This window comes from Moorena sp. SIO3E8 (genome assembly GCF_010692445.1).
GTDB lineage: Bacteria > Cyanobacteriota > Cyanobacteriia > Cyanobacteriales > Coleofasciculaceae > Moorena > Moorena bouillonii.
Genome location: NZ_JAAHHM010000066.1, coordinates 13,297 through 39,728, shown reverse-complemented (window position 1 = coordinate 39,728; position 26,432 = coordinate 13,297). Strand labels below are relative to the sequence as shown.

Annotated in this window: 26 protein-coding genes and 1 pseudogene; 4 read left to right on the top strand and 23 right to left on the bottom strand. The window is 42.5% G+C overall.

Annotated elements, in window-relative coordinates; all coding sequences use genetic code 11:
- From F6K46_RS23995 to F6K46_RS23970, 6 genes and pseudogenes are all read right to left on the bottom strand, one after another.
- Positions 1 to 279 (bottom strand): annotated as a pseudogene (locus F6K46_RS23995) (hypothetical protein); the annotation flags it as partial.
- A gap of 34 nt (positions 280 to 313) precedes the next feature.
- Positions 314 to 487, bottom strand: a complete 174-nt coding sequence (locus F6K46_RS23990; protein WP_293062103.1) for a hypothetical protein — start codon at positions 485 to 487, stop codon at positions 314 to 316.
- Positions 471 to 1,058 (bottom strand): class I SAM-dependent methyltransferase, encoded by a 588-nt coding sequence (locus F6K46_RS23985; protein WP_293062101.1) that lies wholly within the window; start codon positions 1,056 to 1,058, stop codon positions 471 to 473. Before F6K46_RS23985 ends, F6K46_RS23990 begins: the two co-directional genes overlap by 17 nt.
- A 179-nt stretch (positions 1,059 to 1,237) precedes the next feature.
- Positions 1,238 to 1,381, bottom strand: a complete 144-nt coding sequence (locus F6K46_RS23980; protein WP_366510760.1) for a hypothetical protein — start codon at positions 1,379 to 1,381, stop codon at positions 1,238 to 1,240.
- Positions 1,382 to 1,726: 345 nt separating this feature from the next.
- On the bottom strand, positions 1,727 to 2,413 hold the full coding sequence (locus F6K46_RS23975) for a restriction endonuclease subunit R (protein ID WP_293062099.1): 687 nt from the start codon (positions 2,411 to 2,413) through the stop codon (positions 1,727 to 1,729).
- Between the two features lie 336 nt (positions 2,414 to 2,749).
- Positions 2,750 to 3,763, bottom strand: coding sequence for a hypothetical protein (locus tag F6K46_RS23970; RefSeq protein WP_293062097.1), 1,014 nt, complete (start codon positions 3,761 to 3,763; stop codon positions 2,750 to 2,752).
- A gap of 125 nt (positions 3,764 to 3,888) precedes the next feature.
- Between F6K46_RS23970 and F6K46_RS23965 the strand changes: the two genes are divergently transcribed.
- From F6K46_RS23965 to F6K46_RS23955, 3 genes are all read left to right on the top strand, one after another.
- Positions 3,889 to 4,014, top strand: a complete 126-nt coding sequence (locus tag F6K46_RS23965) for a hypothetical protein (protein ID WP_293062095.1) — start codon at positions 3,889 to 3,891, stop codon at positions 4,012 to 4,014.
- Positions 4,015 to 4,261: 247 nt separating this feature from the next.
- Positions 4,262 to 4,834, top strand: coding sequence for a Uma2 family endonuclease (locus F6K46_RS23960; protein ID WP_293062093.1), 573 nt, complete (start codon positions 4,262 to 4,264; stop codon positions 4,832 to 4,834).
- Between the two features lie 537 nt (positions 4,835 to 5,371).
- Positions 5,372 to 8,065 (top strand): CHAT domain-containing protein, encoded by a 2,694-nt coding sequence (locus F6K46_RS23955; RefSeq protein ID WP_293062091.1) that lies wholly within the window; start codon positions 5,372 to 5,374, stop codon positions 8,063 to 8,065.
- Between the two features lie 10 nt (positions 8,066 to 8,075).
- Here F6K46_RS23955 and F6K46_RS23950 read toward each other — a convergent pair whose 3' ends face one another.
- The 17 genes from F6K46_RS23950 to F6K46_RS23870 form a co-directional block, all read right to left on the bottom strand.
- Complete coding sequence (locus F6K46_RS23950; RefSeq protein ID WP_293062089.1) at positions 8,076 to 8,906, bottom strand: DUF928 domain-containing protein; 831 nt, start codon at positions 8,904 to 8,906, stop codon at positions 8,076 to 8,078.
- Between the two features lie 22 nt (positions 8,907 to 8,928).
- Positions 8,929 to 9,237, bottom strand: a complete 309-nt coding sequence (locus F6K46_RS23945; RefSeq protein WP_293062086.1) for a hypothetical protein — start codon at positions 9,235 to 9,237, stop codon at positions 8,929 to 8,931.
- Positions 9,238 to 9,243: 6 nt separating this feature from the next.
- Positions 9,244 to 9,804, bottom strand: coding sequence for a hypothetical protein (locus F6K46_RS23940; protein ID WP_293062084.1), 561 nt, complete (start codon positions 9,802 to 9,804; stop codon positions 9,244 to 9,246).
- Between the two features lie 117 nt (positions 9,805 to 9,921).
- The gene (locus F6K46_RS23935) at positions 9,922 to 10,842 is read right to left on the bottom strand and encodes a CHASE2 domain-containing protein (RefSeq protein ID WP_293062082.1); all 921 of its coding nucleotides are present in this window, start codon (positions 10,840 to 10,842) and stop codon (positions 9,922 to 9,924) included.
- A gap of 239 nt (positions 10,843 to 11,081) precedes the next feature.
- Positions 11,082 to 11,792, bottom strand: coding sequence for a response regulator transcription factor (locus tag F6K46_RS23930; RefSeq protein WP_293062080.1), 711 nt, complete (start codon positions 11,790 to 11,792; stop codon positions 11,082 to 11,084).
- 260 nt (positions 11,793 to 12,052) lie between these two features.
- A complete protein-coding gene (locus F6K46_RS23925; RefSeq protein WP_293062110.1) occupies positions 12,053 to 13,006 on the bottom strand; it encodes a ShlB/FhaC/HecB family hemolysin secretion/activation protein in 954 nt (317 codons plus the stop codon).
- A 31-nt stretch (positions 13,007 to 13,037) separates the two neighbouring features.
- Positions 13,038 to 14,285 (bottom strand): transposase, encoded by a 1,248-nt coding sequence (locus F6K46_RS23920; RefSeq protein WP_293062107.1) that lies wholly within the window; start codon positions 14,283 to 14,285, stop codon positions 13,038 to 13,040.
- 293 nt (positions 14,286 to 14,578) lie between these two features.
- Positions 14,579 to 15,283 carry an ABC transporter ATP-binding protein gene (locus tag F6K46_RS23915; RefSeq protein ID WP_293062078.1) on the bottom strand — a complete coding sequence of 235 codons (705 nt, stop codon included), beginning with the start codon at positions 15,281 to 15,283 and terminating at the stop codon, positions 14,579 to 14,581.
- Between the two features lie 315 nt (positions 15,284 to 15,598).
- Positions 15,599 to 16,870, bottom strand: a complete 1,272-nt coding sequence (locus F6K46_RS23910; RefSeq protein WP_293062076.1) for an ABC transporter permease — start codon at positions 16,868 to 16,870, stop codon at positions 15,599 to 15,601.
- Between the two features lie 17 nt (positions 16,871 to 16,887).
- Complete coding sequence (locus F6K46_RS23905) at positions 16,888 to 18,396, bottom strand: biotin/lipoyl-binding protein (RefSeq protein ID WP_293062074.1); 1,509 nt, start codon at positions 18,394 to 18,396, stop codon at positions 16,888 to 16,890.
- 3 nt (positions 18,397 to 18,399) lie between these two features.
- Positions 18,400 to 19,332 (bottom strand): vitamin K epoxide reductase family protein, encoded by a 933-nt coding sequence (locus tag F6K46_RS23900; protein ID WP_293117421.1) that lies wholly within the window; start codon positions 19,330 to 19,332, stop codon positions 18,400 to 18,402.
- Positions 19,333 to 19,625: 293 nt separating this feature from the next.
- Complete coding sequence (locus F6K46_RS23895; protein ID WP_070391263.1) at positions 19,626 to 20,399, bottom strand: ABC transporter; 774 nt, start codon at positions 20,397 to 20,399, stop codon at positions 19,626 to 19,628.
- A gap of 7 nt (positions 20,400 to 20,406) precedes the next feature.
- Positions 20,407 to 21,315 carry an ABC transporter ATP-binding protein gene (locus tag F6K46_RS23890; RefSeq protein WP_293062069.1) on the bottom strand — a complete coding sequence of 303 codons (909 nt, stop codon included), beginning with the start codon at positions 21,313 to 21,315 and terminating at the stop codon, positions 20,407 to 20,409.
- Between the two features lie 296 nt (positions 21,316 to 21,611).
- Entirely contained in the window at positions 21,612 to 23,525 is a 1,914-nt protein-coding gene (locus F6K46_RS23885) for an asparagine synthase-related protein (RefSeq protein ID WP_293062067.1), read from the bottom strand.
- A gap of 18 nt (positions 23,526 to 23,543) precedes the next feature.
- Positions 23,544 to 24,272, bottom strand: a complete 729-nt coding sequence (locus F6K46_RS23880) for a lasso peptide biosynthesis B2 protein (RefSeq protein WP_293062065.1) — start codon at positions 24,270 to 24,272, stop codon at positions 23,544 to 23,546.
- 459 nt (positions 24,273 to 24,731) lie between these two features.
- Positions 24,732 to 24,881 carry a hypothetical protein gene (locus tag F6K46_RS23875; protein WP_293062063.1) on the bottom strand — a complete coding sequence of 50 codons (150 nt, stop codon included), beginning with the start codon at positions 24,879 to 24,881 and terminating at the stop codon, positions 24,732 to 24,734.
- A gap of 1,043 nt (positions 24,882 to 25,924) precedes the next feature.
- Positions 25,925 to 26,050 carry a hypothetical protein gene (locus F6K46_RS23870; protein ID WP_293062061.1) on the bottom strand — a complete coding sequence of 42 codons (126 nt, stop codon included), beginning with the start codon at positions 26,048 to 26,050 and terminating at the stop codon, positions 25,925 to 25,927.
- Between the two features lie 110 nt (positions 26,051 to 26,160).
- Here F6K46_RS23870 and F6K46_RS23865 point away from each other — a divergent pair, with 110 nt between their 5' ends.
- Positions 26,161 to 26,358: a hypothetical protein gene (locus tag F6K46_RS23865; protein WP_293062059.1), complete on the top strand. Its 198-nt coding sequence runs from the start codon at positions 26,161 to 26,163 to the stop codon at positions 26,356 to 26,358.
- Positions 26,359 to 26,432: the final 74 nt, after the last annotated feature.

Sequence of the window (26,432 nt, the reverse complement as noted above, 5' to 3'; positions counted from 1 at the left end):
CGGGAGTCGGGAGTCGGGAGTCGGGAGTCGGGAGTCGGGAGTCGGGAGTCGGGAGTCAGGAGTCGGGAGTCGGGAGTCGGGAGTTGTGTAGGGTGCGTTAGGGGGGCCTTCATGTTTCGCTCCGTAGCCAGAGTTAGGTTGCTGCCCCGTAACGCACCACTGCTGGGTCAAACAACTTTTAGAAGATGCACCCGATTTTGATTCAGGGGAACCGCTTCGCGATGTTCCTTCGGAACCGCTTCGCGATGTTCCTTCGGAACCGCTTTGCGAACGCATCATCTCCCCCACAACCGGTAGAGTTTTTGTTCCCGGTCTAAGTGACGCTATCTGGAATGATAGAAACAATCTTGTTTCCCGATTCCCGATTCCCGATTCCCGATTCCCGATTCCCGATTCCCGATTCCCGATTCCCGATTCCCGATTCCCGATTCCCGATTCCCGATTCCCGATTCCCTTTGCTATTAAAAATTCTATTTATTTGCTTCAATATAAATCATCCGAGTTCGGATTGTAATTCCTTGGCTGGGAGAAGTCCAACCTACAATAAAATAATCTTCGATGGCATTGTCGATGGCAATTTTAGAGTGGTCATAAACTGGAATAGGCACCTTGTGAATATATTCTTCGGTTGTTTCATCAAGGCTAAAAATAATTGTTTGGCGAGCAATTCGATTCATCTGCGTAATAGCTGTTGCCACGTCTTCCACAAACAGTAACGAACTTAAACAAAAAACAAAATCGTAGGACTTGCTCTCAATTTTAGCTAGGGCTGTTTCAATGGGCTTGTGGATGGTTTTATAACCCCTTTTGGCCGCATAATCCAGCATTTTACTGGAAATATCAATCCCTGTATACTCAAACTCTCCTTGCAACAAGTCACTTAGGATCCCTGTCCCACAAGCAATATCTAAAACACTGCCTTGATGGTGATTATGTCGATGGAATATTTTAACCGCTTCATTGACATACTGTACATTAGAACTGGGTGCCTTTAACACCTCGTCATACTTGGCAGCAAATTTATCATAATAGTCTTCAGCACCAGTTTTTGTTGACATAGTTTGGATTTATAAATTTAGATATAGTATAAGTATTAATTATCTTATAAATTATCTTATAACAAATCCGGGTAGTGGTAAAGATGTAGTGATTTGGCTATGGTAAGCGTCAAGGTAACGGTAACTAAAATCACTCTTGGGTACTACTACCAAAGTCCTTAGCCTTCAAAACTTCAGGTTTAGGGTAAGTCTACCCATCTAAGCATTTTGTCCTTAGTTACGTAAAGCGCTCGATTGATCAGGTCATTTCCTTGCTCAATTTCTTGTTGCAACACCGGGATAACTACCTCTTCCATCACCTGTTCCTGCTCCCGGCGGGTCATTTCTCCATCTTCTATAAAGACGATTTTGTCATGGTTTAGGCTTTATATTCCATCAAAACTAAACGAATGCTTACCTCTTGTCTTGATGCAGTCGCTCATGGGGGAAACCACGGCAGTCGCTCATGGTTTGAAGTTACCGTAAGATAGTGGAGCCTTATTAACAAATATTTAACCCTTTTCTGCATAACCTGCTAACTATAAAGGCTCCACTATCTAAGGTTTCGTCTCCGGGGGAACCCCCAAGACCGCGCTGCATCGCTTAGTCAAAAGCTGTTCGCGCAGCGTGCGCGTAGCACATTAGCTGAGAGCTGATAGCTGATAGCTGATAGCTTACTTGTGTCTCCTCTAAGACTTAGCCGTCACAGCAGCAATACGCTTCAAAATACCCAAAACATCATATAAATAATTGCCAGGATTCCAGATATCAAAGGCTTTTGATAAAGCATAGCGTAGAGTTTCGCCTTTAACTAACTTGATAAAGATAAAGCTGGCACCATTAGTAACAAGACCAAATGTTGGTTGCTCTGTTTGGGGACTCTTGAGCATGTAAACTAGTGCTTGAGGAATTGCTGGTTGTAAGGAAACAGCAGAACGTTTGGACTCAATAACGGCTATCCAAATTGGTTTGCTAGCGTCTTGATGCAGTCGCTCATGGGGGAGACCCCCAAGACCGCGCTGCATCGCCACCAAAATATCAATACGTCCTTTGACAATTGTGTCCTCATCTTTATCTTCAATGGGTAAAGACACTTCATACTCTGCTTTAACTTTAAAAGGCGGTTGGTAAAATCCTGCCAAATCCAATAAAGGAGAAACAACAACCATTTTAACTAGGTCTTCTAGTACCAAATCTTTAGACAAGTACTTGTAATTAGCTTTGGCTCTATCGAGCATTTGCCTTTCTATTTCAATTAGTTGGGGTAGGTTTTCCACGCACTCTGGGAAAAACTCTGGCTCCATTACTTCTTGGAGCTTAAATTTATCTTCTACGTCACTAAGGCTGAGTTTTGATGGAGAAATAATAGTAGCCATAATGATTTTTTTTACATAGTCATATTTAAATTATATCTTAAATAAAACCTGTGGCGGTAGTGGTAAAGATGTAGTGATTTGGCTACAGTCTTGTCAAGGTAACGGGAGCTAAAATCACTACTTGTCTTCCACTACCGCATTTCCTGCGCTCCTATGGATATAGCGTTTGTATTTGAGATGTAAACCTAGGAGGTCTTTTTTTTCTTGGACAATACAACTGAGGATCTCTTTCCCCTCCTGGGAGGGGTTAGGGGTGGGTTGCTCTTGCCTTTTGCCTCTTGCCTTTTGCCTTTTTCGGCAATTCGTGTGTTTACAACCCAGATACAAATGTTATAGTTATCCAATATGTTCACAAATATAAGACCACATTAAATCAGATGACTCTTGAACCACTGGTTTACCTGAGTGGGTTTGGGCTTCTTCTAAACCAGTAACATTTAATGTGTTAATCTCAGATAACACTCGCTTGCCATCGTCATCCACTAATGTATCGAAGCCAAAAATGACTATGCCTTGCTCCAAGAAACTAGGAATAATCGTTTCGGCAATTCTGATTTCATCTTCATCTGGTTCGCCAACAGTTGTCGAACCCCCTGCTGACATATTGCAGATCCAAGAGTCTTCTTTAGGAATCCTGAGAAAACCTCCTGTAACTTTACCATTCACCACTAGCACTCTTTTATCACCTTTGCTGTAATTTTTTAAGTACTTCATGGCTAAATAGTCACCACTATCTCTTAAGCTTTCTTCAATGACTGACTTGTAGTCATCAAGGGAGTATTGCTTATTCCCTTCCCAAGCCTGGTCATCAACTATCCTGATAATACCTTTACCTCCATAGCTGCGCAGAGGTTTTAAGACGATGGGAAACTCTTGGTAAAATTCTAAAATTTCCTCCAAAGTACTGCAAAGTTTCATCGGCGGACACAGTTCAGGAAAGTTCAGAAGAGAACCCTTTGTATCTGTTTTTTGGATTCCTGATGGACGATTAATGATCTTATCTTCGGGTACATGACTGGTAATGAATTCAAAAAACTCATCGGGTATTGGTCGGTCTATCCTCAGAAAAATCAAATCATGATCTTTAAAGTCTGTTTTGATGCTGGCATTTAAGAATTGTTCCCCGCTTTCTTGAGGAACAAAGTTATCGTCAACCAGCAAACTCATTAACTCAGTGGAAGTATAGTCATAGAAAAATTCCTTATTTTTGGGGTTTCCCCTGCTTGCCACTTTAATAGAGTCACAAACAGGATGTTTAGCCATAGTTCTGAGTAGGGGATAGATTGAACTTATTCCCCCATGGGTATGATGGTCAGTAATAGCTAGTATTCGATACTTTTTATTGGTCATGAAATAATTCCGGTAGTTTGGAAACCCGCGATTTTATTCGGTGGAGGACGTATGGCATTTGCCTTTCGCCTAGGCAATTATATGACTTTGTGGCAGTTGTGGGGAATAGGTTAAGGGTGGGAAGTGTGGGGAGGGTGGGAAGTGTGGGGAGATGGGGAGATGGGGAGATGGGGAGATGGGGAGATGGAGAGATGGGGAGATGGGGAGATGGGGAGATGGGGAGATGGGGAGATGGGGGAGATTCTTATTAAGGGCAATTATCCCGACATGATATATAGTTTATGATAGCTATGAGGTACAAAAATTTGGTTTCCTTATTACCTATTCCCTGCTTACTGCTTACTGTTTATTGCTTCCTTATCCCTGTTCCCTGTTCCCTGTTCCCTGTTCCCTAAAACCCATAAATTTGTACCTCATGAGGAAAGATAATTGCTATAAAACCAACCCGATTAAGAATTGCTATAGTATGGTGACATCTGTTTCTGGAACCAGCTGCTAATGGTAAAGATAGCTTCCTTACCTTTGACTCTCGAAGAGTTTCTGGAACTTCCAGAGACTAAACCCCCTAGGGAATATATTAACGGTGAAATTAGCCAGAAACCAATGCCTAAAACTCGCCACTCCAGACTTCATAGCAAGTTGACGAGTACAATTAATACTGTTGTTGAGGAAGGGCAAATTGCCTACGCTTTCCCAGAGCTACGATGTACTTTTGGCGGACGGTCAATTGTTTCCGATATAGCAGTTCTTCGCTGGAACCAGATTGAATTTGATGATGAAGGAGAGCCTGTAGATGATGTGTTTATTGCTCCAGACTGGACTATTGAAATTATCTCTCCAGGCCAGAGTTCAAACCGAGTTACAGGTAACATTTTACATTGTCTAAGACATGGTTCTCAACTAGGATGGCTAATTGACCCTTACGACCGCTCGGTCTTGGTTTTTCTACCTAACCAACAACCGGAATTGTGTCAGGGAAGTGACTCTCTAGTGGTGTTAGATGGTATCGAGCTTCAGTTGACAGCAGAGGAAATTTTTGGCTGGTTGAAAATGGGAAGTTCAGCAACATAAGGGAGTAGGGAGTAGGGAGTAGGGAGTAGGGAGTAGGGAGTAGGGAGTAGGGAGTAGGGAGTAGGGAGTAGGGAGTAGGGAGTAGGGTAAGGGTGGGAAGTGTGGGGAGATGGGAGAGATTTTTATTAAGGGTAATTATCCCGATTCGAAACTTAGTCATAGCTTACTTTTAGGTGCGACCCGTGGCGAATTTAATTCGCCTACGGAAAGCGCACCTTTGACTTCTGACTTCTAACTTCTGACTTGCGCGTAGCGCTATACTTGGCTGCTGCTGTGGTTTGGCTTAACTGATGACATGCCCTAGTTTGCTTGATTACCAAATTTTGATAGTGTTAAGAACAAGCACTTAAGTGATATAGTACTACGCATTAAGGTGTTTGACATTGATACAAGCAGCAAAAGGTGCGACCCGTGGCGAATTTAATAATTAGATGCGGAAAGCGCACCTAAACTGTTTTAATCAACTTTTGCCTTTTGCCTCTTGCCTGTTGCCTTGCGCGTAGCGCTATATTACACAGCTAAAGCCGGAGTCAGCCTGTGTTTGATAGATTTAGTAAACCAAATATGCGTCGTTGGCTGGGAGTATTGTTCCTCATCAGCCTGACATTATGTTTATGGCTGGGTAATCTATCTTTAATAACAGAGCAAGCAACGATAGGAGAATTAGTCAACGCTCAAGATACCAATACAACTCAACAGGTAAATCAAGGTATTGAACGCTATGCTAGGGGAGATTATCGTGGTGCAATTTCTTTATGGAAAGAAGCGTTAAAGGTATATGAACAAAGTAATGAAGCGGCAACTATTGCAATTATTAATGAAAATTTAGCAAGAGCGTATCAGCAGTTGGGGGATACTCAGGAAGCAATTGGCTATTGGGAGAAGGTAATTTATTACTATCAGACTATTGGCAATTTACAAAAAGTAGGGCAAGTGCTTACGGAACAAGGGCAAGCCTATAGTAATCTAGGACAACCAGGGAAAGCAATTGCGCTGTTATGCGGTGCTAATTACGACAAATCCCAAGGAAAGCTAGAGTGTTTGCCAGGAAGTGCATTACAAATTGCTCGTGAGCAACAAGATAAACTGGGGGAAGTGGCAGCATTAGGAAGTTTAGGTGAAGCTTATCGTCTCCGGGGTGATTACAACGAAGCAATCGACTATTTAGAAAGTGCCTTAGAAGAGGCAAAAATTTATAATAATCCAGCCTATATTGTTTTGGTATTAAATAGTTTAGGTAACACTCATGCAAGTCGTGCCCAACTTTGGAATTTACGTGCCAAATCTGCTGCAAAACGTGGTATTCCTAAAGGCAAGGAATTTCAAACTAATGCCAGGGAAGATTATCAGAAGGCTTTGAGCTATTTTCAATCGAGTTTTAAACAATCTCAAGAACAAGATTATAAATCGGATCAAATGCGAAGTCTACTGAATTTACTTCAGCTTTATGAACGCACTCAAGACTTAAATTTAGTTGATGCAGCAACGATTAATGTAGATATTCAACAAGCTCTAGAATTACTCGATCATTTACCGGATTCTGTTACAAAGGTATATGCAGCTATAGATTTAGCTAATTTACCTGATGGTGATAGTAATATTACTTCGCCCTTAACCCAGTGTTCAGTCAAGGGAAAATTAGCAGATGCACAAGCAACAACAATACTAAATCAGGCTATCGAAATTGCCCAAAGATTGCAAGCAACACGTGCTGAATCTTATGCGTTAGGTGCCCTAGGTCATTTTTATGAATGTCGTAAAGCCTATCAACAAGCTTGGACATTAACTCAGAAAGCACTGTTATTAGCTGACCAAAATTTGCAAGCTAAAGATAGCCTTTATTTATGGGAATGGCAAGCAGGTAGGATATTACAAAAGCAGAACAAAGAGGCACAGGCGATTCCTTTCTATCAACGTGCCTATAATACCCTAGATAAAATTCGCAGTGATATTTTAATTGCAGAACGGGATTTACAATTTGACTTCCGGGATGTAATTGAGCCTGTTTATCGTCAGTTAGCCCAGTTCCGAATTGAGTTAGCTTCTCTGGATGAAGAAAATCGAAATAAAGAATTAAATTTGGCCTTAGAAACGGTTAATTCTTTAAAGCTAGCAGAGCTACAAAATTATTTTGGCAATGATTGTATTTTGGCAGCTATTAATAAGACTCAAGTTGATGAACTTTTAGAAAAAAACACAGCCGTGTTTAGTTCCATTGTTTTAGACGATGGTACGGCAATGATTTTGACTCTGCCAAATAAGGAAAAACACTTACACTGGATCAAAGCATCACGGAAAGATTTTAGAAATCAGATTGAAAAATTCCGCCAAGGATTAATAGACGGTCAATTGTCAATCACTTATGATACTACTGAAGCTAAAACGTTATATGATTTGATGATTCTGCCTTTTGAAGATTATTTAACGTCGCAATCTATCGAAACTATTGTTTTCATTCAAGACAGCTTTTTGCGTGACATACCAATGGCTGCCCTTTATGATAAAAAAGCTCAAAAATACTTAATTGAAAACTATGCGATCGCTACCACCCCTAGTTTAAGTTTAACTGCACCCAAAAAACTAAATACTCAAACAGGTCGTGCGTTAATTTTGGGGGTCAGTAAAGAAGCAATAATTGACGAGCTCCCATTCCGAGCTTTGCCAAGTGTACCCTTAGAAATCAAAGAAGTTCAAAAAATCTTTCCTAATCATAAACAGTTTATAGATGAAGACTTTGAACCGAAGAAACTAGAAAAGGAAATTCAAGATACAGTTTACCCAGTTATTCATATAGCAACTCATGCTCAATTTGGAATAATTTCCGAAGATACATTTTTAGTTACAGGAAATAATAATAAACTCACCATCAATGAATTAGAAACAGTTTTACGCCAAGTCAGTGGCGGTTCTGCCTCTGTTGAGCTTTTAGCACTAACGGCTTGTCAAACAGCGGTAGGTGATGAACGTTCTAGTTTGGGTTTAGCTGGAGTAGCTTTGCAAGTTGGGGTCAGAAGTGCAATGGCTTCCCTTTGGTCTGTGGGAGATGAATCTACATCTTTGTTAGTGAAAGACTTTTATAGAAATATACATCAATTGGGAATGAGTAAAGCGAAAGCGTTACAAGCTGCTCAGATAAAATTACTTAAGGCAAAAGAAATCCCAGAAATAAATAACCAATATGATAATCCTTATTTTTGGGCACCGTTTATTATGATTGGCAATTGGTTATAAAACCTAGATATCACTTATCCCTATTTACAATTTCCTCCAACCACCTAATTTTATCCGCATCTTCTTCTAACTCAGACTTAGTGAGGTCTTCCACTAAACTGGAACCAAGCTTTCCCATTTTTCCAGGTTGCGCCAACTTTAGCGCTTCTGTAAATGCTTCATACCAAAAATCAGCCCCAGCATAGATATCTACTTTATTGTAACTATTAACTGTAGTAGATAGCCTACTTTTTATCCGTGTTGGCAACTCTACAACTCTGAATTCTGCCCTTTCGACTATAGCACCATCTGGACAACGAATTGCGATCTGCCACAAATATTTTTTACCTACCGTTAATCCTGGGTGATTCTCTGGTAAAGACAGCTGAAAAACTCCTGGTTGAGTTTGCTTTTTAATGGGACTACCCAATTGTTTAAGTGTATTATTCGACTCAAACTCAAACAGTCTAAACTCTATTTCATGAGAACTGGAAACAAAGCCAGCAAAAGTGGGATGCACTGAAGCGGTTTGACCAACATAAGTCTGAGGTGCCAGGAGTGTCAGGGGTATTGCTTCACCTGGACATCCCCTAGGACCTCCAGTTCGGGAATAGTCACTAGTAGGTTTTCGATCACGTGGTGTAAAACGAGCAGTAGTGTCGGAAGAGTCACTAGCAGGTTCTCGATCACGTGGTGTAAAACGAGCAGTAGTGTCGGAAGAGTCACTAGCAGGTTCTCGATCAGGTGGTCTATATTCAGCTATAGCAGATGGCACAAACAATAGTAACAAACTGAGGGTACAGCTAGTTACTAGTCTGTAATTAATAGGTTTGTTAAGGAATCCTAAACCTTGAGTAGTCATACTATTCGGAGATTGTAATATTTTATTGTTTACAACGACTTTTATAATCTGTTAATTGCCACGTTAGTTCACATAACGTTCCTTTAGGAAAAAGAGAATCACGTCTAAAATCACCTCCCAAACTTTTCGCAACATTTTTGAGTAACTGTGTCCCTTTGCTTTCAGTTAATGAGGAAATACCAGAACCATTATCTTTTATGCTCAAAGTGTACCACCCTTGATTCTCTTTACCAGTAGCTTCGACACGTTTTACTCCTTTAGCGTGTTTTCCAACATTGCACAAAGCTTCTTCGAGAAATAGGCATAGTTCTTGTCTTTGTTCAAGGTTCAAGTATTTTTAATCAATGGGATCAAATGCACGGATTTTTACCTTTATAGTTTTTAAATACTCCAAGTCATCACGTTCCAATGTACTGGTATATACTTGATAAAAAAGCTCATGAATAGAACGTTTTAACTCTAACTTTAAACCACTTCCTAATCTTAGACTTTCTTTTGTAGTTAGTGCTTCTAGATTCAGATACTCGCCAATTTCTCTGATTTCATGATTGAGTTTCTCTAATTGCAATAGTAATTCTTCTTGTGGTGCATCTTGACTTCGCAGATGCTTCAACACATGGGCTAATGTTTGTAGAGGACCAGCATGAATAAGATCAAATGTATGTTTTATTGTACGTTGACGTTCCTTAATTTGAGACTTTAAAGCCTGGTCATGTTGATAAAATGCAAACGCACTTAGTCCCAAACCATTAATTACTAAAATTAACAAACCTGGTACTAAAGAAACCCACCATCCCCATACAATTAGTAAATATGTGATTCCAATTAAAGCAAAACTACTAGCACCAACAGCTAATATATTTTTCCATAGAGATTGAGTGATTCGAGCGATAATCATGGGAATAACACCCCAGATGATTATCCACAAATATTCCCATTTATCAGACCAAACGTTTAAAAAAGGTCTGTTATTTAAAACACCATTAATTATCTGAGAACTAACATGAGCATGAAATTATACACCATAAATATGACCGTTAATTTTTGCATAGGAACCAGCAACTGCTGAAGTATTAAAACGGTCAGGGACACTCTGAGCAGTGATGCCAATAAAAACAATCCGGTTATGAAATAATTTCGGGTCTAGTTGGCCAGATTGAATATCTTTGAGTGATACAATAGTAAAGGGCTGTTTGCCACTCCGAAAATTAACTAACATCTTTAATCCACTATCATTACCCCTGATATATCCCCCATAATTAGGTAAAAAGCGAGTAATTTCTGTGGTGTCAAACCTGATAGTATTAGGGTCACTGATACCCGTTTCGATATTAATCCCTTGAGCAGATAAATATGCTTGTGCGACGCGCAGGGATAGGGAATATTTGTCTTCATCGGGATTTAGGGGATTTTGAGGTGATGGAGTCCAAAGCAAATAACGTCTATATTGACCATCTTGATCTGCTATCATATCAGAAAACCCCACTTGCTGTTTGGGTAATTCTGGAGGTGGAGGAATTTGCTCGGGTGGTAATATTTTTTCAATCCCAATGATAGTTTTGTTTTGCTGAAAGACTTTTGTTAGTTTGGCATGATCTGGCTCAATAGGTATATCTCTAATAATATCAAGACCAATAGCAATTGGCTGATACTCTTCTATTGTTTGGATCAGTTCAGCGATTTCTCCATCTGGTATCGGATAACGTCCAATACTGCGGATGTCTTCTTCGTTAATACCAACAACTACAACCTTATCATCTGTTGGTTCCCCAGGACGAAGATGTAAAAAAGTATCAAGGGCTATCCACTCGAAAAATTGCAGTGAACCTATTAAACGTAGTATAACCACTATTATGATAACTGCTATTCCTGGAAGGGCAGCTTGTCGCCATATGGCAATTTCTGTGTTTAATTTTCTTCTAATTTTCCATACCATATGACAATTGACAATGAAAAATACAAAATCCAGAATGCAACTATAGGCAACTATTTAATATAGCGTTTGTCGCAGTTATGAGGTACGGTTTTTAACCTCAAAGTCCCCCTTGTTAAGGGGGATTTAGGGGGATCAATTTGTCCCTTATGGGATATAGAATTGCTATAGTGTTTCTGGTTATCTATCAATGTTTAAAACTACACGAATACAATCATTTAAATTCCTAAATTTTTAAAAAACTAATCAATTAATCCTTCTTCTCTGGCTCTATTCAGGGTTGTAATCCGAATATTTTTACCTTCTTGCTTGCAGTCTTGGGGATAAACACCGAGAACATCTTGGATTTTCGTCCAATATGTACGCACCGCCCGTTCACATTTATACATGCGCTCAGAGATTTGTTTATCTGTCAATTCTTCCTCAGAAGCTAGTTTCAGGACGTCTAACCATTCTGGTTTCAGTTCCAATCCAGTTTTAATATCTCTTGTATGGGTTGCTCCTTTTAGTGCTAAGTCAACCCTGAGTAACATTTCCGATTCCGAAAGTTCCTTTTCTGCAATTACAAAGCCACCTTCATAGTTATCAATCTCATGTTTTATTCGTACCAGTGTCTTGACATGACTGCTTTGCACCAGGAAATTCTGTTGGGGATAGTTTTGTAGTAACTTCTTAAGTAAGTAAATACCAGTATCAATTTCGGCACTCATTCCTGGCTTTTCTGGTATAGACAAATCCATCACCAAAAGGTCAAAGTGAGAATTAGCGATTTCCTCTTGAGCTTGTTGTGCGGTTTGTGCTTTGACTATTTCTGCGTCTGGATACTGTTGGCTTAGCTCGTTGACTGTTCCTTTCAAAATGAGTTGGTGGTCATCTACTACTAAAATTTTCAAGTTACTGGTATTGGGTAAATCTTGATTGATTATTAACCCATCAGATCTGGCATTGACCATATCACCTTCTCCTGTAATTTGTCTTAGCTAAATACACAAAAATTAAAAATTGTTGGCTGACACTAGGGCTAGACTTAATATAAGTTAATTCATCACTTCTTTACCTCCTGATACTGTCTTTACCTATAGTATCGGAGGTGGACTTAATAGGATATACAGAAAAGTGTATATTTTCTGACGAGGTGACAAACAGCATTAAAAGCCTTACTGGGTATGGGGTGTGGGGTGTGGGGTGTGGGGTATAAGAAAGCGATGCAGCGCTAAAATGCTTGATATTGCAAAGAAAAGTAAAGACCATTATCTTGCAGGGTATTCCCAGAGTCGTCAACACTCATCAAGGGGATACCATAATCTAAACGTAAATTCCAAGCGTTACTAGGCTGCGAAATTAATCCTAACCCCAAACTCGCTATGGTTTGTGGGTCTGGATTTGTACCGCCATTATTCCAAGCCGTGCCAATATCAAAAAAGGGCGTGATTTGCAATGTATTGGTGTTTGCTGTCAGAGGAATACGGACTTCTGCTGAAGCTGTGATCCCATTATCTGCTACTAATTGATTTTGCCGATATCCTCTTACTGTATCGACTCCCCCCACACTAAACCTTTCAATAGATAATAAGGAATCTGATGTTAGTTGGGTATTAAGACGTAGTAAGAATAAATTTCGGGATGATAAACGCTGTACCCATTGGAATTGTCCTAACCAAGACAAAAACCGCCCATCCGGAGCTTCATTATTCACCGTAGCATCAAAGGCATCTATGCCGAGATTAAATTGCGATCGCGCTGCGAAAACTCTGGTAGCATTACGGTCTACCCAATCTTGGAAAAAGCGAATCACTGTAACGTTTGATTCACCATTTTCGGGACCTTCGGAGAAAGAAAAAGGAATATCATCAAGGATAAATGTTTGACTGCGACGCAAATCTAGAGCTAAACCAAGGGCAAATTCCGTTGAGGGTTTTCTGTATAACGGTTGACGAATAGTCACAGAAAACGTTTCGGTTTCGCTTCTAATTTTGATATCGCGGAAGTCATCTTCAATAATTCGGCTATCGGTATTGTCATAACGGAAGCTAACGTCACCATTCCGGCGATTGATGGGAATGCTATAGCTAATATCATATAGATTGAGTCCTTCAGTAATCCCGTAAGTAACAGAGAGACTATCACCAAACCCTAACAAATTATCATGACCAATAAAGACACTAATTTGTTCGGAACCGACGCTGGGGGATTGGCGGTTATTGGTTGTAATACCTGCTTGACACTCCCCGCCCGCTTATGAGCGGGGATTCTTCACTCAACGACTCAACTTGCTCAATCAGGCCGGAACCAGAAAGAGTAGAGGCTAAATCTCCTGAAGCGTTTGGGTTTATAACCCAAGTTCCAACGTGCCCCGTTGTACTTATGGCTCTATTTCGGATATTGATGGCGGCGTTATGATCCCTGTCTAGCTCACAACCACATTTACAGGTATGAGTTCTAGTAGATAGGGACTTTTTGACGACTTCACCACAATTAGAGCAGTTTTGGCTAGTGTAGGCAGGATTAACAGCAACAGTTATCCGACCGAATTTAGCTCCAAAATGCTCCAACCATTTCCTGAATTGATACCAACCAGCGTCATTGATAGATTTAGCAAGGCAATGATTTTTTACCAGGTTTTTAACTCTTAAATCTTCGTAGGCGACCAAATCGTTAGATCGGATTACGCAACGTGCAAGTCTCTTTGCATGTTCTTCACGCTGCCTACTTATTTTAAGGTGTTGCCTGCCTAATCTATTAACCGCTTTTCTACGGTTGGATGAGCCTTTATTTTTCCGGGAGACCCGGCGTTGATAAAACTTTAATCGTTTTTCATTTTTCCTGTAAAACCTAGGGTTAGGTTCAGAATGACCATCAGAATCTGTATAAAACTCCTTAAGTCCTACATCCAGGCCAATGGTTTTACCTGTTGAGTCTATCTCCTCTTTTGCGTTAACTGCAATGCAGAATTGAACATAGTACCCGTCAGCTCGTTTAACTATCCGAACCCGGTTGATTTGTTTTTTGTCAAAACGCCACAAGTCCCAGGTACCTTTAAGTTTGAGCTTTCCGATTCCTTTCTTATCCGTGAAGGTTATCGATTTTTTGTCAGGGGATAATTTCCACCCTGATTTCTTGTACTCGACAGAACGAGCACGTTTCTGAAACTTAGGAAAACCTTTTTTGCCTGGGACTTTTTTCTTGCAGTTATCGTAGAATCGGACGATCGATGACCATGCCCTCTCAGACGCAGCCTGACGGGCAGTAGAGTTAAGTTCATTAGCAAAAGGGAACTCCTTAGCAAGGATTTTGGAATATCTACTAAGGTCGCTTTTCCCTGTTCCCTTGTTATCTAACCACAAACGGATGCAGCTATTCCGAATAAATTTGACTGCCCGGATCGCTTCGTCTATCGCTGAATACTGGGACTCTTTGCCTTTGGCTTTAAACTCTAAAATAATCACCGAATTCGACCTCCTTCGGCGTTCGCCTTTGGCGTGGCCAAAGGCCAAGCCTACGCTACGAAAAATATACATTTTTATACTAGCAAATTTATATAAAGCTGTCAAGTCAGAGCCAAAAAAAAAGCCGTCATAGAAGGACGGGGCTTTAAACCCAATATTTTTGGTAAAGAAATTATACTTAATACTAAGTCTTAATTGGGTCAGATAATTTCGTCCTTGCTTCCTGTTCCCTGCTCCCTACTCCCTGCTCCCTAAAACCCAGAACTTTGCACATCATCCAATTCAAAACCGCTCTAAGTATTAAGACTGATAGATTTTAGAGACATTTGCTCATCCCGATCTACTACCAAACCATCCTGCATCTGAATAAGTCGTTGGGTTTGGGCAGCTACATCATGTTCGTGAGTAACAATCACGATGGTGATGCCTTGCTGGTTTAATTCCCCAAGCAGATCCATGACTTCCTGGGAGGTTTTGGTATCTAAGGCTCCGGTTGGTTCATCTGCCAACAGCAAAGCGGGGCGATTGACTAAAGCACGGGCAATGGCAACCCGTTGTTGTTGTCCCCCAGAAAGTTGGCTAGGACGGTGGTGAAGGTGGTTGCCCAAACCCACTCGACTCAAGGCTTGCATTGCCCGTTGGCGTCGTTTGGGTTTAGGTACATTGGCGTAGACCATGGGTAGCATAACATTCTCAAGGGCTGTAGAGCGAGGCAAGAGATTGAATTGCTGAAACACAAAACCAATGCGCTGATTGCGGATATAGGCAAGTTCGTCATCATGTAGGGTTGTGAGGTTTCTGCCTTCAAGAACATAGCGTCCCGTAGTTGGGCGATCGAGACAACCAATAATGTTCATTAATGTGGACTTTCCCGAACCAGAAGCCCCCATAATGGCAATGTATTCTCCTTCTTTAATTGACAAGTTAATGCCCTTGAGAACTGATACCTGGACTTCCCCCATATCATAAATCTTAGTAATCGCTTCCATCCAAATCATAGTTTTTAATCCTATTTTTTTAGCAAAGGGAACAGGGAACAGGGAACAGGGAGTAGGGAGTAGGGAGTAGGGAGTAGGGAGTAGGGAGTAGGGAGTAGGGAGTAGGGAACGTAAGCATTCAGCTATCAGCTATCAGCTATCAGCTTATGTGCTACGCACACGCTACGCGAACAGCTTTTGAATAAAACAGGTCAGCTTTCGTATCTGAGTTATGTCACAGCGTTGAAGCCTGTGCCACAAAGCTGACGGCTGACGGCTGAATGCTGAATGCTTACCAGGGAACAAAAATTCTCACAATTCCTACACTTATCCTTATTAATCAGTCCGTAAAGCAACGATTGGGTCTAATTTGGCGGCATTATTTGCAGGTATTACTCCAGCTAGTAATCCCACAATACAAGACAGCCCAAAACTAGAAATGACTGACCACAGAGAAACCACAAACGGAAATTGGAAAATAGTGGCTGCACTGAAAGCCAAGGCTATTCCGAATCCCATGCCAATCACTCCCCCCACACCAGAAACCACGACAGCTTCTGCTAAAAATTGCTTTAGAATTGCTGATTTGGTAGCTCCTAGTGCTTTACGAATGCCAATTTCTCGCCTTCGTTCTACAACAGAAGCCAACATAATATTGGCAATACCAATGCCGCCAACAACTAAAGAAATTCCAGCAACTGCTCCCACCATCACCGTAAATAAACCCACCACATTATTTAAGGTATTGATCATGTCTGTTTGGTTAATGATTCTAAAATTATCGGCTTGGGGTGGATAAATATTATGGCGCAAGCGCAAGAGGTTGGTAACTTGAAATTGAGCTGCACTTAAACTCGACTCATCAGAGGCTTTCAACCACAACCCATTGATGGCAATCCCGGCTAGGGCATTATTACCAATAAGTCGCGCCGACATATTCGTCAAGGGAATATATAGTTGATTATCTTGGTCTATTCTTCCTACCGCACCCTTAGATTCCATAACACCAATAACGATGTAACGCTCTCCCTGAATGCGGATATTGGCACCAACTGGATTTGCCCCCGGTTCAAACAGTTGTTCCTGTAACTTAGAACCCAGAACAACCACTGATTTACTAGAGAGCAAATCATCCTGATTAAAAAATTGCCCCGACTGGGGATAGATGTTCTTGACCTCCGGGTAACTCAAATCCGTACCGATGACAGTAGTTAATATATTCTTGCCACCATAGACTACGGAGACATTAGGCTTTTGCAAGAATGCAGACACCGCACTAGCCGTAGTCACCTGTTCTTTAATTGCCTGTGCATCCTCCCAATTTAAACGTGTTCCCCTACCAGTACTAGCCAGATTGATGCGACTATTTCTGGGAGTATCAGGGAACACCAGCATGACATTTGTACCCAAACCCTGTAATTGCTGCTCGGTTGCCTTTTGCACTCCCTGACCAAGGGAAGTAATAGCAATTACCGAGGCAATCCCAATAATGACACCCAGCATGGTCAGCCCTGTGCGTAATCTGTTGCTCCACAAAGCCTCCAGCGCCATGACTAAGACTTCTACAGTGGATGCTGTACTAAAGCGAATCTGAACTGGTGTAGCCATTTTTGTACACCTTGTAATTAACGTGAACGTGAACGTGAACCGGGAAAAGGAGGTGGGGTAATAGATTGCGGTCGGAACCCTTCTGGAAAGTTGATAAACACTCTTTCGGTTCCCTGCAAACCTGATTTGACTTCTGTTTTGTGATTAGCAGTAACGCCAGTCACTATGGGAGTGAAGATAGCTTGATTATTTTCTCCTGCTACAAACACACCTGTAGCATTCTCCTGGCGGACAATTGCCACTGTCGGTACCACCAAAGCATTTAAGAGTGTACCTACTTTGAACTCCAGATGGACATTCATCCCAGAACGCAGAAGTTGTTCTGAATCCGAGAGAATGGCCACCTTGACCTCAAAGCTGGTAACATTCTGTTCTACAACTGCCTGGGCAGCAATTTGTGCCACCCGTCCCGTAAACGTTTTTCCTGAGTAAGCATCAACAGTAATGGTGACGTCTTGTCCCAAGCGGATTTTGGAAATATTACTTTCTGCTACGTATGCCGTTACTACCTGGTTACTAGAAGCTAGGGACAAAATTGAAGAAGAGGTAGCGGATAAGACAGAACTACCTGCGGTAGTCGGGCTGACAAAGGCACCTGGATCGGCATACTTCCTAGCAACAATGCCAGTGAAAGGAGCGCGAATTACCGTATCTGCTATCTGCGCCTTGGCATTTTGCACAGCCCCCTCGGCTTGCATCACTCTAGCCCGGGCTTGGGCAATGTCTTCTGGGCGTGCCCCTGCTTTGGCTAGTTTCAAACTTTGTTGTCTTTGCATCACTCTAGCCCGGGCTTGAGCAATGTCTTCTGGCCGTGCCCCTGCTTTTAGGAGTAGCAAAGCTTGCTTGGCTTCTTTTACCCCTGCTTCGGCTGTATCACGGGCCGTCCGGACTTGATTAAAATCTTCCACAGAAATAGCACCAGCCGTTGCTAATTCCTGCTTGCGCTGGAGGTCATCTTCAGCTTGTTGCAGATTTGCTTGTGCTTTTTCTAATCGTGCCAAGCCCTGAGCAATATCTTCTCGACGATTGCCAGCCAGCAACTTTTGCAAATTTGCTTGTGCCTCAGCCAGTTGTGCTTGAGCTTGGGCAATATCTTCTCGACGATTGCCAGCTAGCAACTTTTGCAGATTTGCTTGTCTCTCAGCTAGTTGTCCTTCTGCCTGAGTTAATTGCCCGGTGAGATTGGAGTCATCCATATAGGCAAGAATTTGCCCTTTTTGTACGCGATCGCCTTCCTTGACTAACAGAGTTTTCAGCAATCCTGTAGTTTTAGGGCTAAGATTAATCGCACGTTCGGGCTCAATGACGCCATTAGCAGAAACTGTGACCGCTAGGTTCAGTTTTTCTACAGATACAGTTTGCGTTTGGGTTTTTGCTTGTTGATTTGGCAGGGCAACCCGCTGGCGATAAGCTGCATAGCCTCCTCCAAATACGAGGCACAAAAGGAGTAGTCTTAGCAGCCATTTAGCTAACCTATTTTTACCAAAATTGAAATCTACCAATGGCTGATTTGCCTGAAAAGCCATGATTCACTCCTTTTCTGGCACTGCTTGACTAGAATAATTCTGAAAGTTATGGGAACCTTTGTAGTCAGATAAATCGGCTAACGTCTGCAATGATTGTTTCCCTAAATACAACTGACCGTTAATCTCCCAAGTGGGAAAACCTTTAATCTTGGCGGCCTTGCAGAGGTCTGGGCGAGAGTTTTTACCTTTAGCATCACACTCAATGTAATTCACTTGGCTCCAGGCACCTTGACCAAACATTTCTTTTTGCTCATTGCAATGATCGCACCAAAATGCACCATACATTTTCGCTTCTAGTTTTTGCAAATGCTCTGCTAGAGCCATGTGTGCTTCACTAGAAGAGCTGGTTATAGTATAGTTGATTTCCGTGGCAGAGCGACTGATATTCCCCAGGGTATAAAGACCCAGTAGCCCAAGGAGCAACAGTATCACCACCATAGTTACCGTGAGCAGTTGTTGTCTCAATTTCTGCCAACCACCAGCGCTCAAGGCCAGAATAAACAAGCTCGCTGACAATAAAGTAGACATAATACAAAAGCTACACTTTTCGTGTAATTCAAACAGTGTCGTATATAACACGTAACTGCTGACAATGAGCATTAATGTCCCACCAACTGCTAGTAACACGATTGTCCACTTTTCTAAGCGAGAGCGGAACTGTTTATGTGCTTTTGAATTCACAAGCAGGGGAGCGATCGCAAAAACCACCATACTAATGCAAGCAATTAAGCCTAATAAGGTGATGGGTGAACTCAAGATAGCAGCATCGGCACTGGTGGGAGGTAGATTGCAACCGCTGGGACTACAAGTAGAATTATTTTGTGTTAATTGAATAATTTTGGGATAAGCAGTTGCTACAGCCCCCAAAGAGGCTATTCCTGCGATCAGAGGGCGAGACCAGCGATGCATCCAGTGTAGAAAAGGTTGGTGTTTCATAACAATTCCATCGGAAGTAGAGATAACATTTATATTTGAGTTGTGAAAATACTTGTGCTTTGTAAAGGCAAGAGGCAAGAGGCAATAGGCAATAGTTAATCAACTATATAGAGAGTTTTGGTAATGAAAAAACCTGTCATCCTTTTTTGAAATTCATTTGTCAATGCTAGAGTAGAGAATAGACCTCTTACAAAAATAAATATGAAATCAAAATCTATCCCTTTTGCCAATAGCCATGCATGCCTTTTGCCTTGTCTTCAGCAAGGTTGATCAGACTTATGCAAGAGGTATAATTAATATCCGCTTAATATTCCGTGTTGCTTAGCTTGGCGTTCCGCCCATTGAAAAACCAGTAACCCTAAGGAAAAATAGACTATGCCATTGAGTAAGGCAAGGGCAAACTCCGAGATATCTAAACTTTGATTGCTTACCATCAGTTGGCGCAGTCCATCTGCACCCATTGTCATTGGTAACAATAGTCTTAACCCTTGGAATCGGCTCAGCCATGTTTCTGTAGGCACGGCTAGCAAAAACAAGAACGTAAACTGGAAAAGTCCTAATACTTGCTCGACACGCTTGAACACTAAGGCCAAAGCACCCATCAAGAAGGAAAGACCGTAGGCTCCTAGTAACAAGGTACACAGAGGTAAGAGTAAACTGGGAGGAAAGCTGAGACGGGTTCCAGTTACGAGAGTGATCAGCAGCAATAGACTGACATTTAAGATAAGACGTAAGGCCAGACTAACGACAGTTCTAGCTAAAAAAACTTTGGCAGCACTGAACGATGAAAGGAAAACTTGTTCTAGGGTTCCAGTTTGGGCTTCTATTTGTAAAGTAATGGCAATATCATTAACAACAGATAAGACTAAAACCCAAAGCACGTAACCGACGACAATCGTATCAATTCGATTGCCAACACTTAGTTGGGGCCCAGCAACAAAGCGAACGCTGATAAACATTCCATAAAAAATGAATGTTGTGACGGCGACGGAGGAAAATGCTTCAACTGGATAGCGGATAAACTCAGTCCAAGTACGCTTGAATTCAGCCCGGAGCAATTGCAGCATGGCTTTTCTATCCCACTAGTTTTAAGAATACTTTTGTTAAATCAGCCTCATCCTTTTTGACTTGCACCAAAGGCAAAGGATTGAGGATTTGCAATACTTGATAAAGACCTTCTGGTGTGCCAGGGTAAATAATTTCTCCCTTTTGTACCACGCCACCTAATGCCTCCAGTTTGCTGAGTCGTACCTGGTCTAAGCAGCCTTCGATTGCGATCGCATAGGTGGACCCAGAAAACCGCTGGATAATCTGGCGAGTTGGTTCCAGAGCAATGATTTGACCTTGTTGAATAATGGCTACCCGGTCAGCAATTTCTTGGGCCACATTCAGTTGATGGGTGGTTAGTAGAATGGCGCAGCCTGCTTGTGCCATTTCTCGAACTATTGTTTTGACGCGCTGGCTGGCTTCTACGTCTAACCCTAAAGTCGGCTCATCTAGGAGCAGTAATCGGGGTTGATGAATTAAAGCAACAGCGATCGCTAATTTCTGTTGCATCCCCCGGGATAGTCCTTGTACAGGAGTGTGACGTTTGGACAACAGACCAAATCTGTCTAATAAGGCCAAACCCTGACGATGGGCGATTTTTTGGCTCAAGCCTCTTAATACTCCGAAATATTCCAGGTTTTCCTCGGGAGTCAAACGCCAGTAGAGGTTGCGGTTACCTTCAAGAACCGCACCCACCAGCCGCCGTGCTTGGGGATGGCGATGGGGATCACGACCAGCTATTTTTACCGAACCCCGATCAGGTCGAATTAAACCGGCAATCATTTTAATGGAGGTCGTCTTACCTGCCCCATTGGAACCAAGAAAAGCCAGCACTTCCCCTGGCTCAATGGTTAAGGATAGCCCACGTACTGCTGCAACGATCTTTCCCCGCTGTCGGTAGTTTTTTTGGAGGTTATAAGCTTCTAGTGTGGTCATGGCTGTAATTTTGCTGACTCTTGGGATAGCGCTACGCGCAAGGCAATAGGCATGCTAGCAATAGCTGGTTATATATAGCTTTTGCGGCTTTTATAAATGTCCTAACCTTAATGTGTAGTGCTTTACGATATATTTTTTATCCTAATGAGGTGCAAATGATAGTTTACATCTTCCCTCACTTCCGCTCCTAGCAGGAATTAGGAGTTGTTTAATATTATTAACTTCACTGCTCCGAAGTCCCTACTCCCTGCTCCCTAAAAATCAAACATTTGTACCTCACCCACCCGAACATGATACTAACAAGTGATTTCGACTTGCCGATGTAGCTGGTGTACTTCCGTTGGTGCTTCTAGAGGTTGATGCTGTGCTGCCATCATTTGGTCGAACCAAGCGATGAGTGCCAATGTCGTGTTAATGTGATAGATAGCTTCCATATTTCCAATGCCAACGGCAGCCTGGCGCATAGCGTGAATCAGTTGCTGGGCATCAAATATGCCTAATTCTTGGCTGGGGGAATTACGCACCATGAATTCTAAACAGGGTAAATGTTTAGACAAACCAAGCCAATAGATATCGTTAAATGTAGCTTTGTCACGTCTGGTGCGAATTGGTTCTGGCAGTATTCCCCGCATAGCTGTTTGCAGAACTGGCTTGGGCATACCAGGGATTTCTCTGAGGGCTGTGGGCAATTCTAGGCAGAAACTCAGCACGCGAGAATCAAGAAAAGGATGGGAGTTGTGCATACCTTGTGGTGCTGCCAGATACCATCGAGACCAATCACCTACGGAGGTTTGGAGAGACCACAAATCCACAGATAATTCAGCGGAACCACCGTATAGTCTTTGAGCATTTTGTTTGCCAATGGTCTGCATTTTGAAACATTGGGCAAATTCGGGCAATATCCAGGGAGGAATGGCAAATTTTCCGACCTTGGGCCAGCGTCCAAACCCACCCCGCCACCAGGTGCCAATAGTACCCACCATCAGCATCGGCAAAGCAGGCCCAATGCCGAATTGATAAAGGATTGACCAGATACTCTGGTTATTAGCCTGTGCCATGCGTTGGGCTTCGGAAAATGCTGCTAACCATTGACCTTGGCGCAACTGACTCGCCATACTCAGGCGTGTTCCTACCAGCAGTTCATCAGCTCCCATACCGGTTAAAATGGTATCCGCTCCCAGTTTATGGGCAGCTTCCACTAAAAGCTTTTCCATGGCTAGGTGGGATAGACCTGCATAGGGTTCGTCATGGTAAGGGATGTCATCATTGAACCAGCGAAAGACCAGGGCGTCGTCAGCATCGATGAAATGAGGGACAATCGGTCCACCCTGTTCTAGCACCATCTCGGCGTATGCTCGCTCACCAGCCAAGCTAGGACGTTTGTAAACTGCTGTTAGGGTGTCTAACTGGGGTTTGCCTACCCCAGACAACATCCAATCCCGGGCGAGACAAACTACACTGGAAGAATCCATACCCCCGGATAGGTGAGCCGCAATTTGCCCTCGCTCCATTCGTTGTTTAACGGCTTGCCGCAACAGATGGGCGTAGTGTTCCCCTGCTGACTCTAGGGTAAGGCTGTTGTTGTGGTGTTGTTTTGCTGCCCAATCCCACCAACGGTAGGTTTCTACCTTTCCGGTAGCAGTAATTGTCAGTATTGTGCCAGGAAGTACACGGTTGATGCCCGTGAATGCTGTTTCCTCAGTTGGTAGCTCGAGAGCGGGAGAGGGCAACATCAGAAATTGGGCGAGAAAGTCAAGGTTGAAGGGCTTATTGGGGAGCAAATCTAGGAGGGGTAGGATACTAGTGCTAAGAGCTAGCTTTGTTCCTGTGTTGAGCCAGAATAACTGCCAGGAACCAAGGGGGTCACGCAGGGCGAACAGCCGTTGTAATTCCCCATCCCACACCACCAGAGAAAACTCTCCCTCTAATTGTTCTAGACCTTGGCGACCGAAATGACCATACACTGCTAGGGCAATTGCTGCGTCTGATGTACAGTTTTGAGTTATGGACTGGGGTAACTTGGTGAGAAGTTCATCCTGATAACACAAGTGCCCCATCAGTACAGCGGCAGTCCTTGATTGATAATTGCGGGCAAAGGTTACTAAAGGCGATCGCATTACATGGTCTCGGTTAGATGGAAATACCCGAAATTCCACATCCCCATCCAAACCAGTATCCAAACCAGTAAAAACATCGAATCCTACTCTCATCACTTTCTCCTTAATAGTTCAGCTATACCGTGCCACTGGGGTAAACATCTGGCAGTGCAATTGGTCATCGGTCACAATCTCTGAGCCACACTCTACCCAAGCATGTCCCTCGAAAGGATACAAACTGATGCCAATTACCAGTTCTGCTGGCAGACCGAAAGTTGTCCTAAGGATTTGCCAACCCACAAGGGCTCGCTCTTTGCACGCCATTGGCAGTAACATGTGTTTTGCTGCCGCTGACCGCACCACAGCATCAACTGCTGCCAGTGCTTTCTCCCAATTTTCCGGGGGGGTATTGGGTGCTATGGAAGGTTGCCAACGTCGCCATAACTTGATAGTTCTCGTCCAACCTAAAGTCCGAATGCTAATCCATGCTAGGGTTAGCAGCAGGGAAGTGGTAAAACCAGATGGTGGTACAGGGTGGTAGGATTGGGGGAGTTGACACACAAGTAGTTGCTGACGTTCCAAATCCTGCAAAAGCTTGTTTACATCCGCAAGCACCTGGCCTTCTGGGACTCCATAGTCACTAGCTAGGCAACGTGCCGCCATTTCTGGACCTTGCTCAAGGACAAGCATTAACATCTTGGTACCGATGGCATCGAGTCCATAAAACCTGCCGCGATTGAGACCCAATACTCGTGCAACCCCATCTTGAAGAACTAAAATTACATCCTTTTGGAGACGATAGAGTCCGTTTGTTTCAGTAATTACGGTAGGGACGAGTTCCTGTAGGGCTAATTTGGTCATATCCCTTATCCTGATGATTTCTAAGTAATTAACTTGACCAAGGGAAGATTAAATTTATAGCGCTACGCCCAAGGCAAAAGGCAAGAGGCAAGAGGCAAAAGTTTACTGCAAAAGCGCACCTTTTTCAGCTTTTATTAATGTCAAACACCTTAATACGTAGTGCTATATGGTCATATCTTTTAGGGAAACAGGCAGTTTGAGAGAATTTATAAAGGTGCGCGCCTCCTAGGCCGGGGAACCCGGCCTTGGGTCGCACCTCAATCTGCCTGTCTTATTTATTTGCTCACAATTTAGGAACTAAACTTTAATAAGTTGAGCCTCCTATCCGGACTAGATAGGATATAATCGGATATATAGGGACTAATTTGCTCAACTTATTTTGGTGTCATTCCTTAACAGCTACTTTTATATAGGAGCATTGATGGTTTCAATACTCTACATTAGTAGCTGATGGACTCCTTACCGGAAGAAAAAGAAGCGCCGCCAGAAAAAGAAGTCGAACCGACGTCCACGCCAAAAGGCCTGCACTTTATCAAAGTTGCCTAGATCGTACAGTTCAGGTGCAATATAGCCGGAGGTATTGGTCGATGCTAGAGTTTGTGCTTTCATGCTTACTCTCCTATTCAATCAATTAGTTAGTTGTGATCAGTTACAATTGGTGAATTGACATTTGGCAATTGACTAACCGTTCCTGATACTTCACAGATTAAAGCCAATTTATAGGTAATTCATTCACCTTTTATGAATTAAAATATACAGAAAACTGTATTGCAATTAATCTGAGTTAAGTCTGTTGTTCGCGTGGCCTTGGCCACGGCTACAGGAATGGCTGACAACTGACCGCTGACGACTGAATGCTTACCATGGGTTTTAGAGAAACAGGCAGTTTGATACAATCTCTCAAGGTGCGCGCCTCCTAGGCCGGGGAACCCGGCCTAGGGTCGCACCTCAATCTACCTGTCTTATTTATTTGCTCACAATTTAGGAACGGAAATTTAATAAGTTGAGCATCGGATCCGGACTAGATAGGATATAATCGGATATATAGGGACTAATTTGCTCAACTTATTTTGGTGTCATTCCTTAACAGCTACTTTTATTTAGGAGCGTTGATGGTTTCAATACTCTACATTAGTAGCTGATGGACTCCTTACCGGAAGTATCTCCTGGACAGCCAGAAAAAGAAGTCCCACCAACGTCCATGCCAATAGCGCTGCACTTTATCAAAGTTGCCTAGATCGTACAGTTCAGGTGCACGATAGCCGGAGGTATTGGTCGATGCTAGAGTTTGTGCTTTCATGCTTACTCTCCTATTCAATCAATTAGTTAGTTGTGATCAGTTACAATTAGTGTATTAACATTTCGCAATGGGTGCATGTCAGTTTTGTTAATCCCTGATTTAGATCCCCCATGATCCCCCTTAATAAGGGGGACTTTTGAATCTAATTTCCCCCTTTTTTAAGGGGGGTTAGGGGGGATATATGTACCTAATTTCAAAAGTGACATGCTCCCTTTTGCAATTGACTAACCGTTCCTGATACTTCACAGATTAAAGTCAATTTCTAGGTAATTCATTCACCTTTTATGAATTAAAATATACAGAAAACTGTATTGCAATTGTGATCAGGAGTGAGGTCCACAATTTTGGGATTTTAGGGAACAGGGAATAGGGAATAGGGAACAGGGAATAGGGAATAGGGAACAGGGAATAGGGAATAGGGAGTGGGTTGTTCGGGCGCGGGGAGAGAGGGAGTGGGAAAAAATCTTGTGTACTTCATAACTATGAGAAACGCTAGAATAACCCCGAATTTTCCAAAAATCGGGGTTCTACGTCTTTCAAAATTCCTATAACGCTTGTTAGCCTAATGAGGTACAAAAGATTTTTTCCGTGTTACCTTTTGTCTGTTCCCTCTTTTATCTTCCCTGTTCCCTGTTCCCTGTTCCCTGTTCCCTGTTCCCTGTTCCCTGTTCCCTAAAACCCATAATTATGTACTTCATTTTATTGAAAAAGTTAGAGTTTATCAACACTCTCGACTCATCACCAACTGTCCATCTTCCAGGGGATACACCCCTGTTGGTTCCATAATTGGATCACCTTTTTTCCAAGAAAAAGTATGAGGTGTTACACCTTGTACGGTTCCAGTGGCATAGGGAAGTATA

Bases quoted from the DNA above. Each gene is read 5' to 3' on its own strand.
- F6K46_RS23985 (WP_293062101.1), bottom strand. From the start codon at position 1,058: ATGTCAACAAAAACTGGTGCTGAAGACTATTATGATAAATTTGCTGCC.
- F6K46_RS23980 (WP_366510760.1), bottom strand. From the start codon at position 1,381: ATGACCCGCCGGGAGCAGGAACAGGTGATGGAAGAGGTAGTTATCCCG.
- F6K46_RS23975 (WP_293062099.1), bottom strand. From the start codon at position 2,413: ATGGCTACTATTATTTCTCCATCAAAACTCAGCCTTAGTGACGTAGAA.
- F6K46_RS23970 (WP_293062097.1), bottom strand. From the start codon at position 3,763: ATGACCAATAAAAAGTATCGAATACTAGCTATTACTGACCATCATACC.
- F6K46_RS23960 (WP_293062093.1), top strand. From the start codon at position 4,262: ATGGTAAAGATAGCTTCCTTACCTTTGACTCTCGAAGAGTTTCTGGAA.
- F6K46_RS23950 (WP_293062089.1), bottom strand. From the start codon at position 8,906: ATGACTACTCAAGGTTTAGGATTCCTTAACAAACCTATTAATTACAGA.
- F6K46_RS23940 (WP_293062084.1), bottom strand. From the start codon at position 9,804: ATGATTATCGCTCGAATCACTCAATCTCTATGGAAAAATATATTAGCT.
- F6K46_RS23935 (WP_293062082.1), bottom strand. From the start codon at position 10,842: ATGGTATGGAAAATTAGAAGAAAATTAAACACAGAAATTGCCATATGG.
- F6K46_RS23930 (WP_293062080.1), bottom strand. From the start codon at position 11,792: ATGGTCAATGCCAGATCTGATGGGTTAATAATCAATCAAGATTTACCC.
- F6K46_RS23915 (WP_293062078.1), bottom strand. From the start codon at position 15,283: ATGATTTGGATGGAAGCGATTACTAAGATTTATGATATGGGGGAAGTC.
- F6K46_RS23910 (WP_293062076.1), bottom strand. From the start codon at position 16,870: ATGGCTACACCAGTTCAGATTCGCTTTAGTACAGCATCCACTGTAGAA.
- F6K46_RS23905 (WP_293062074.1), bottom strand. From the start codon at position 18,396: ATGGCTTTTCAGGCAAATCAGCCATTGGTAGATTTCAATTTTGGTAAA.
- F6K46_RS23900 (WP_293117421.1), bottom strand. From the start codon at position 19,332: ATGAAACACCAACCTTTTCTACACTGGATGCATCGCTGGTCTCGCCCT.
- F6K46_RS23895 (WP_070391263.1), bottom strand. From the start codon at position 20,399: ATGCTGCAATTGCTCCGGGCTGAATTCAAGCGTACTTGGACTGAGTTT.
- F6K46_RS23890 (WP_293062069.1), bottom strand. From the start codon at position 21,315: ATGACCACACTAGAAGCTTATAACCTCCAAAAAAACTACCGACAGCGG.
- F6K46_RS23885 (WP_293062067.1), bottom strand. From the start codon at position 23,525: ATGAGAGTAGGATTCGATGTTTTTACTGGTTTGGATACTGGTTTGGAT.
- F6K46_RS23880 (WP_293062065.1), bottom strand. From the start codon at position 24,272: ATGACCAAATTAGCCCTACAGGAACTCGTCCCTACCGTAATTACTGAA.
- F6K46_RS23875 (WP_293062063.1), bottom strand. From the start codon at position 24,881: ATGAAAGCACAAACTCTAGCATCGACCAATACCTCCGGCTATATTGCA.
- F6K46_RS23870 (WP_293062061.1), bottom strand. From the start codon at position 26,050: ATGAAGTACACAAGATTTTTTCCCACTCCCTCTCTCCCCGCGCCCGAA.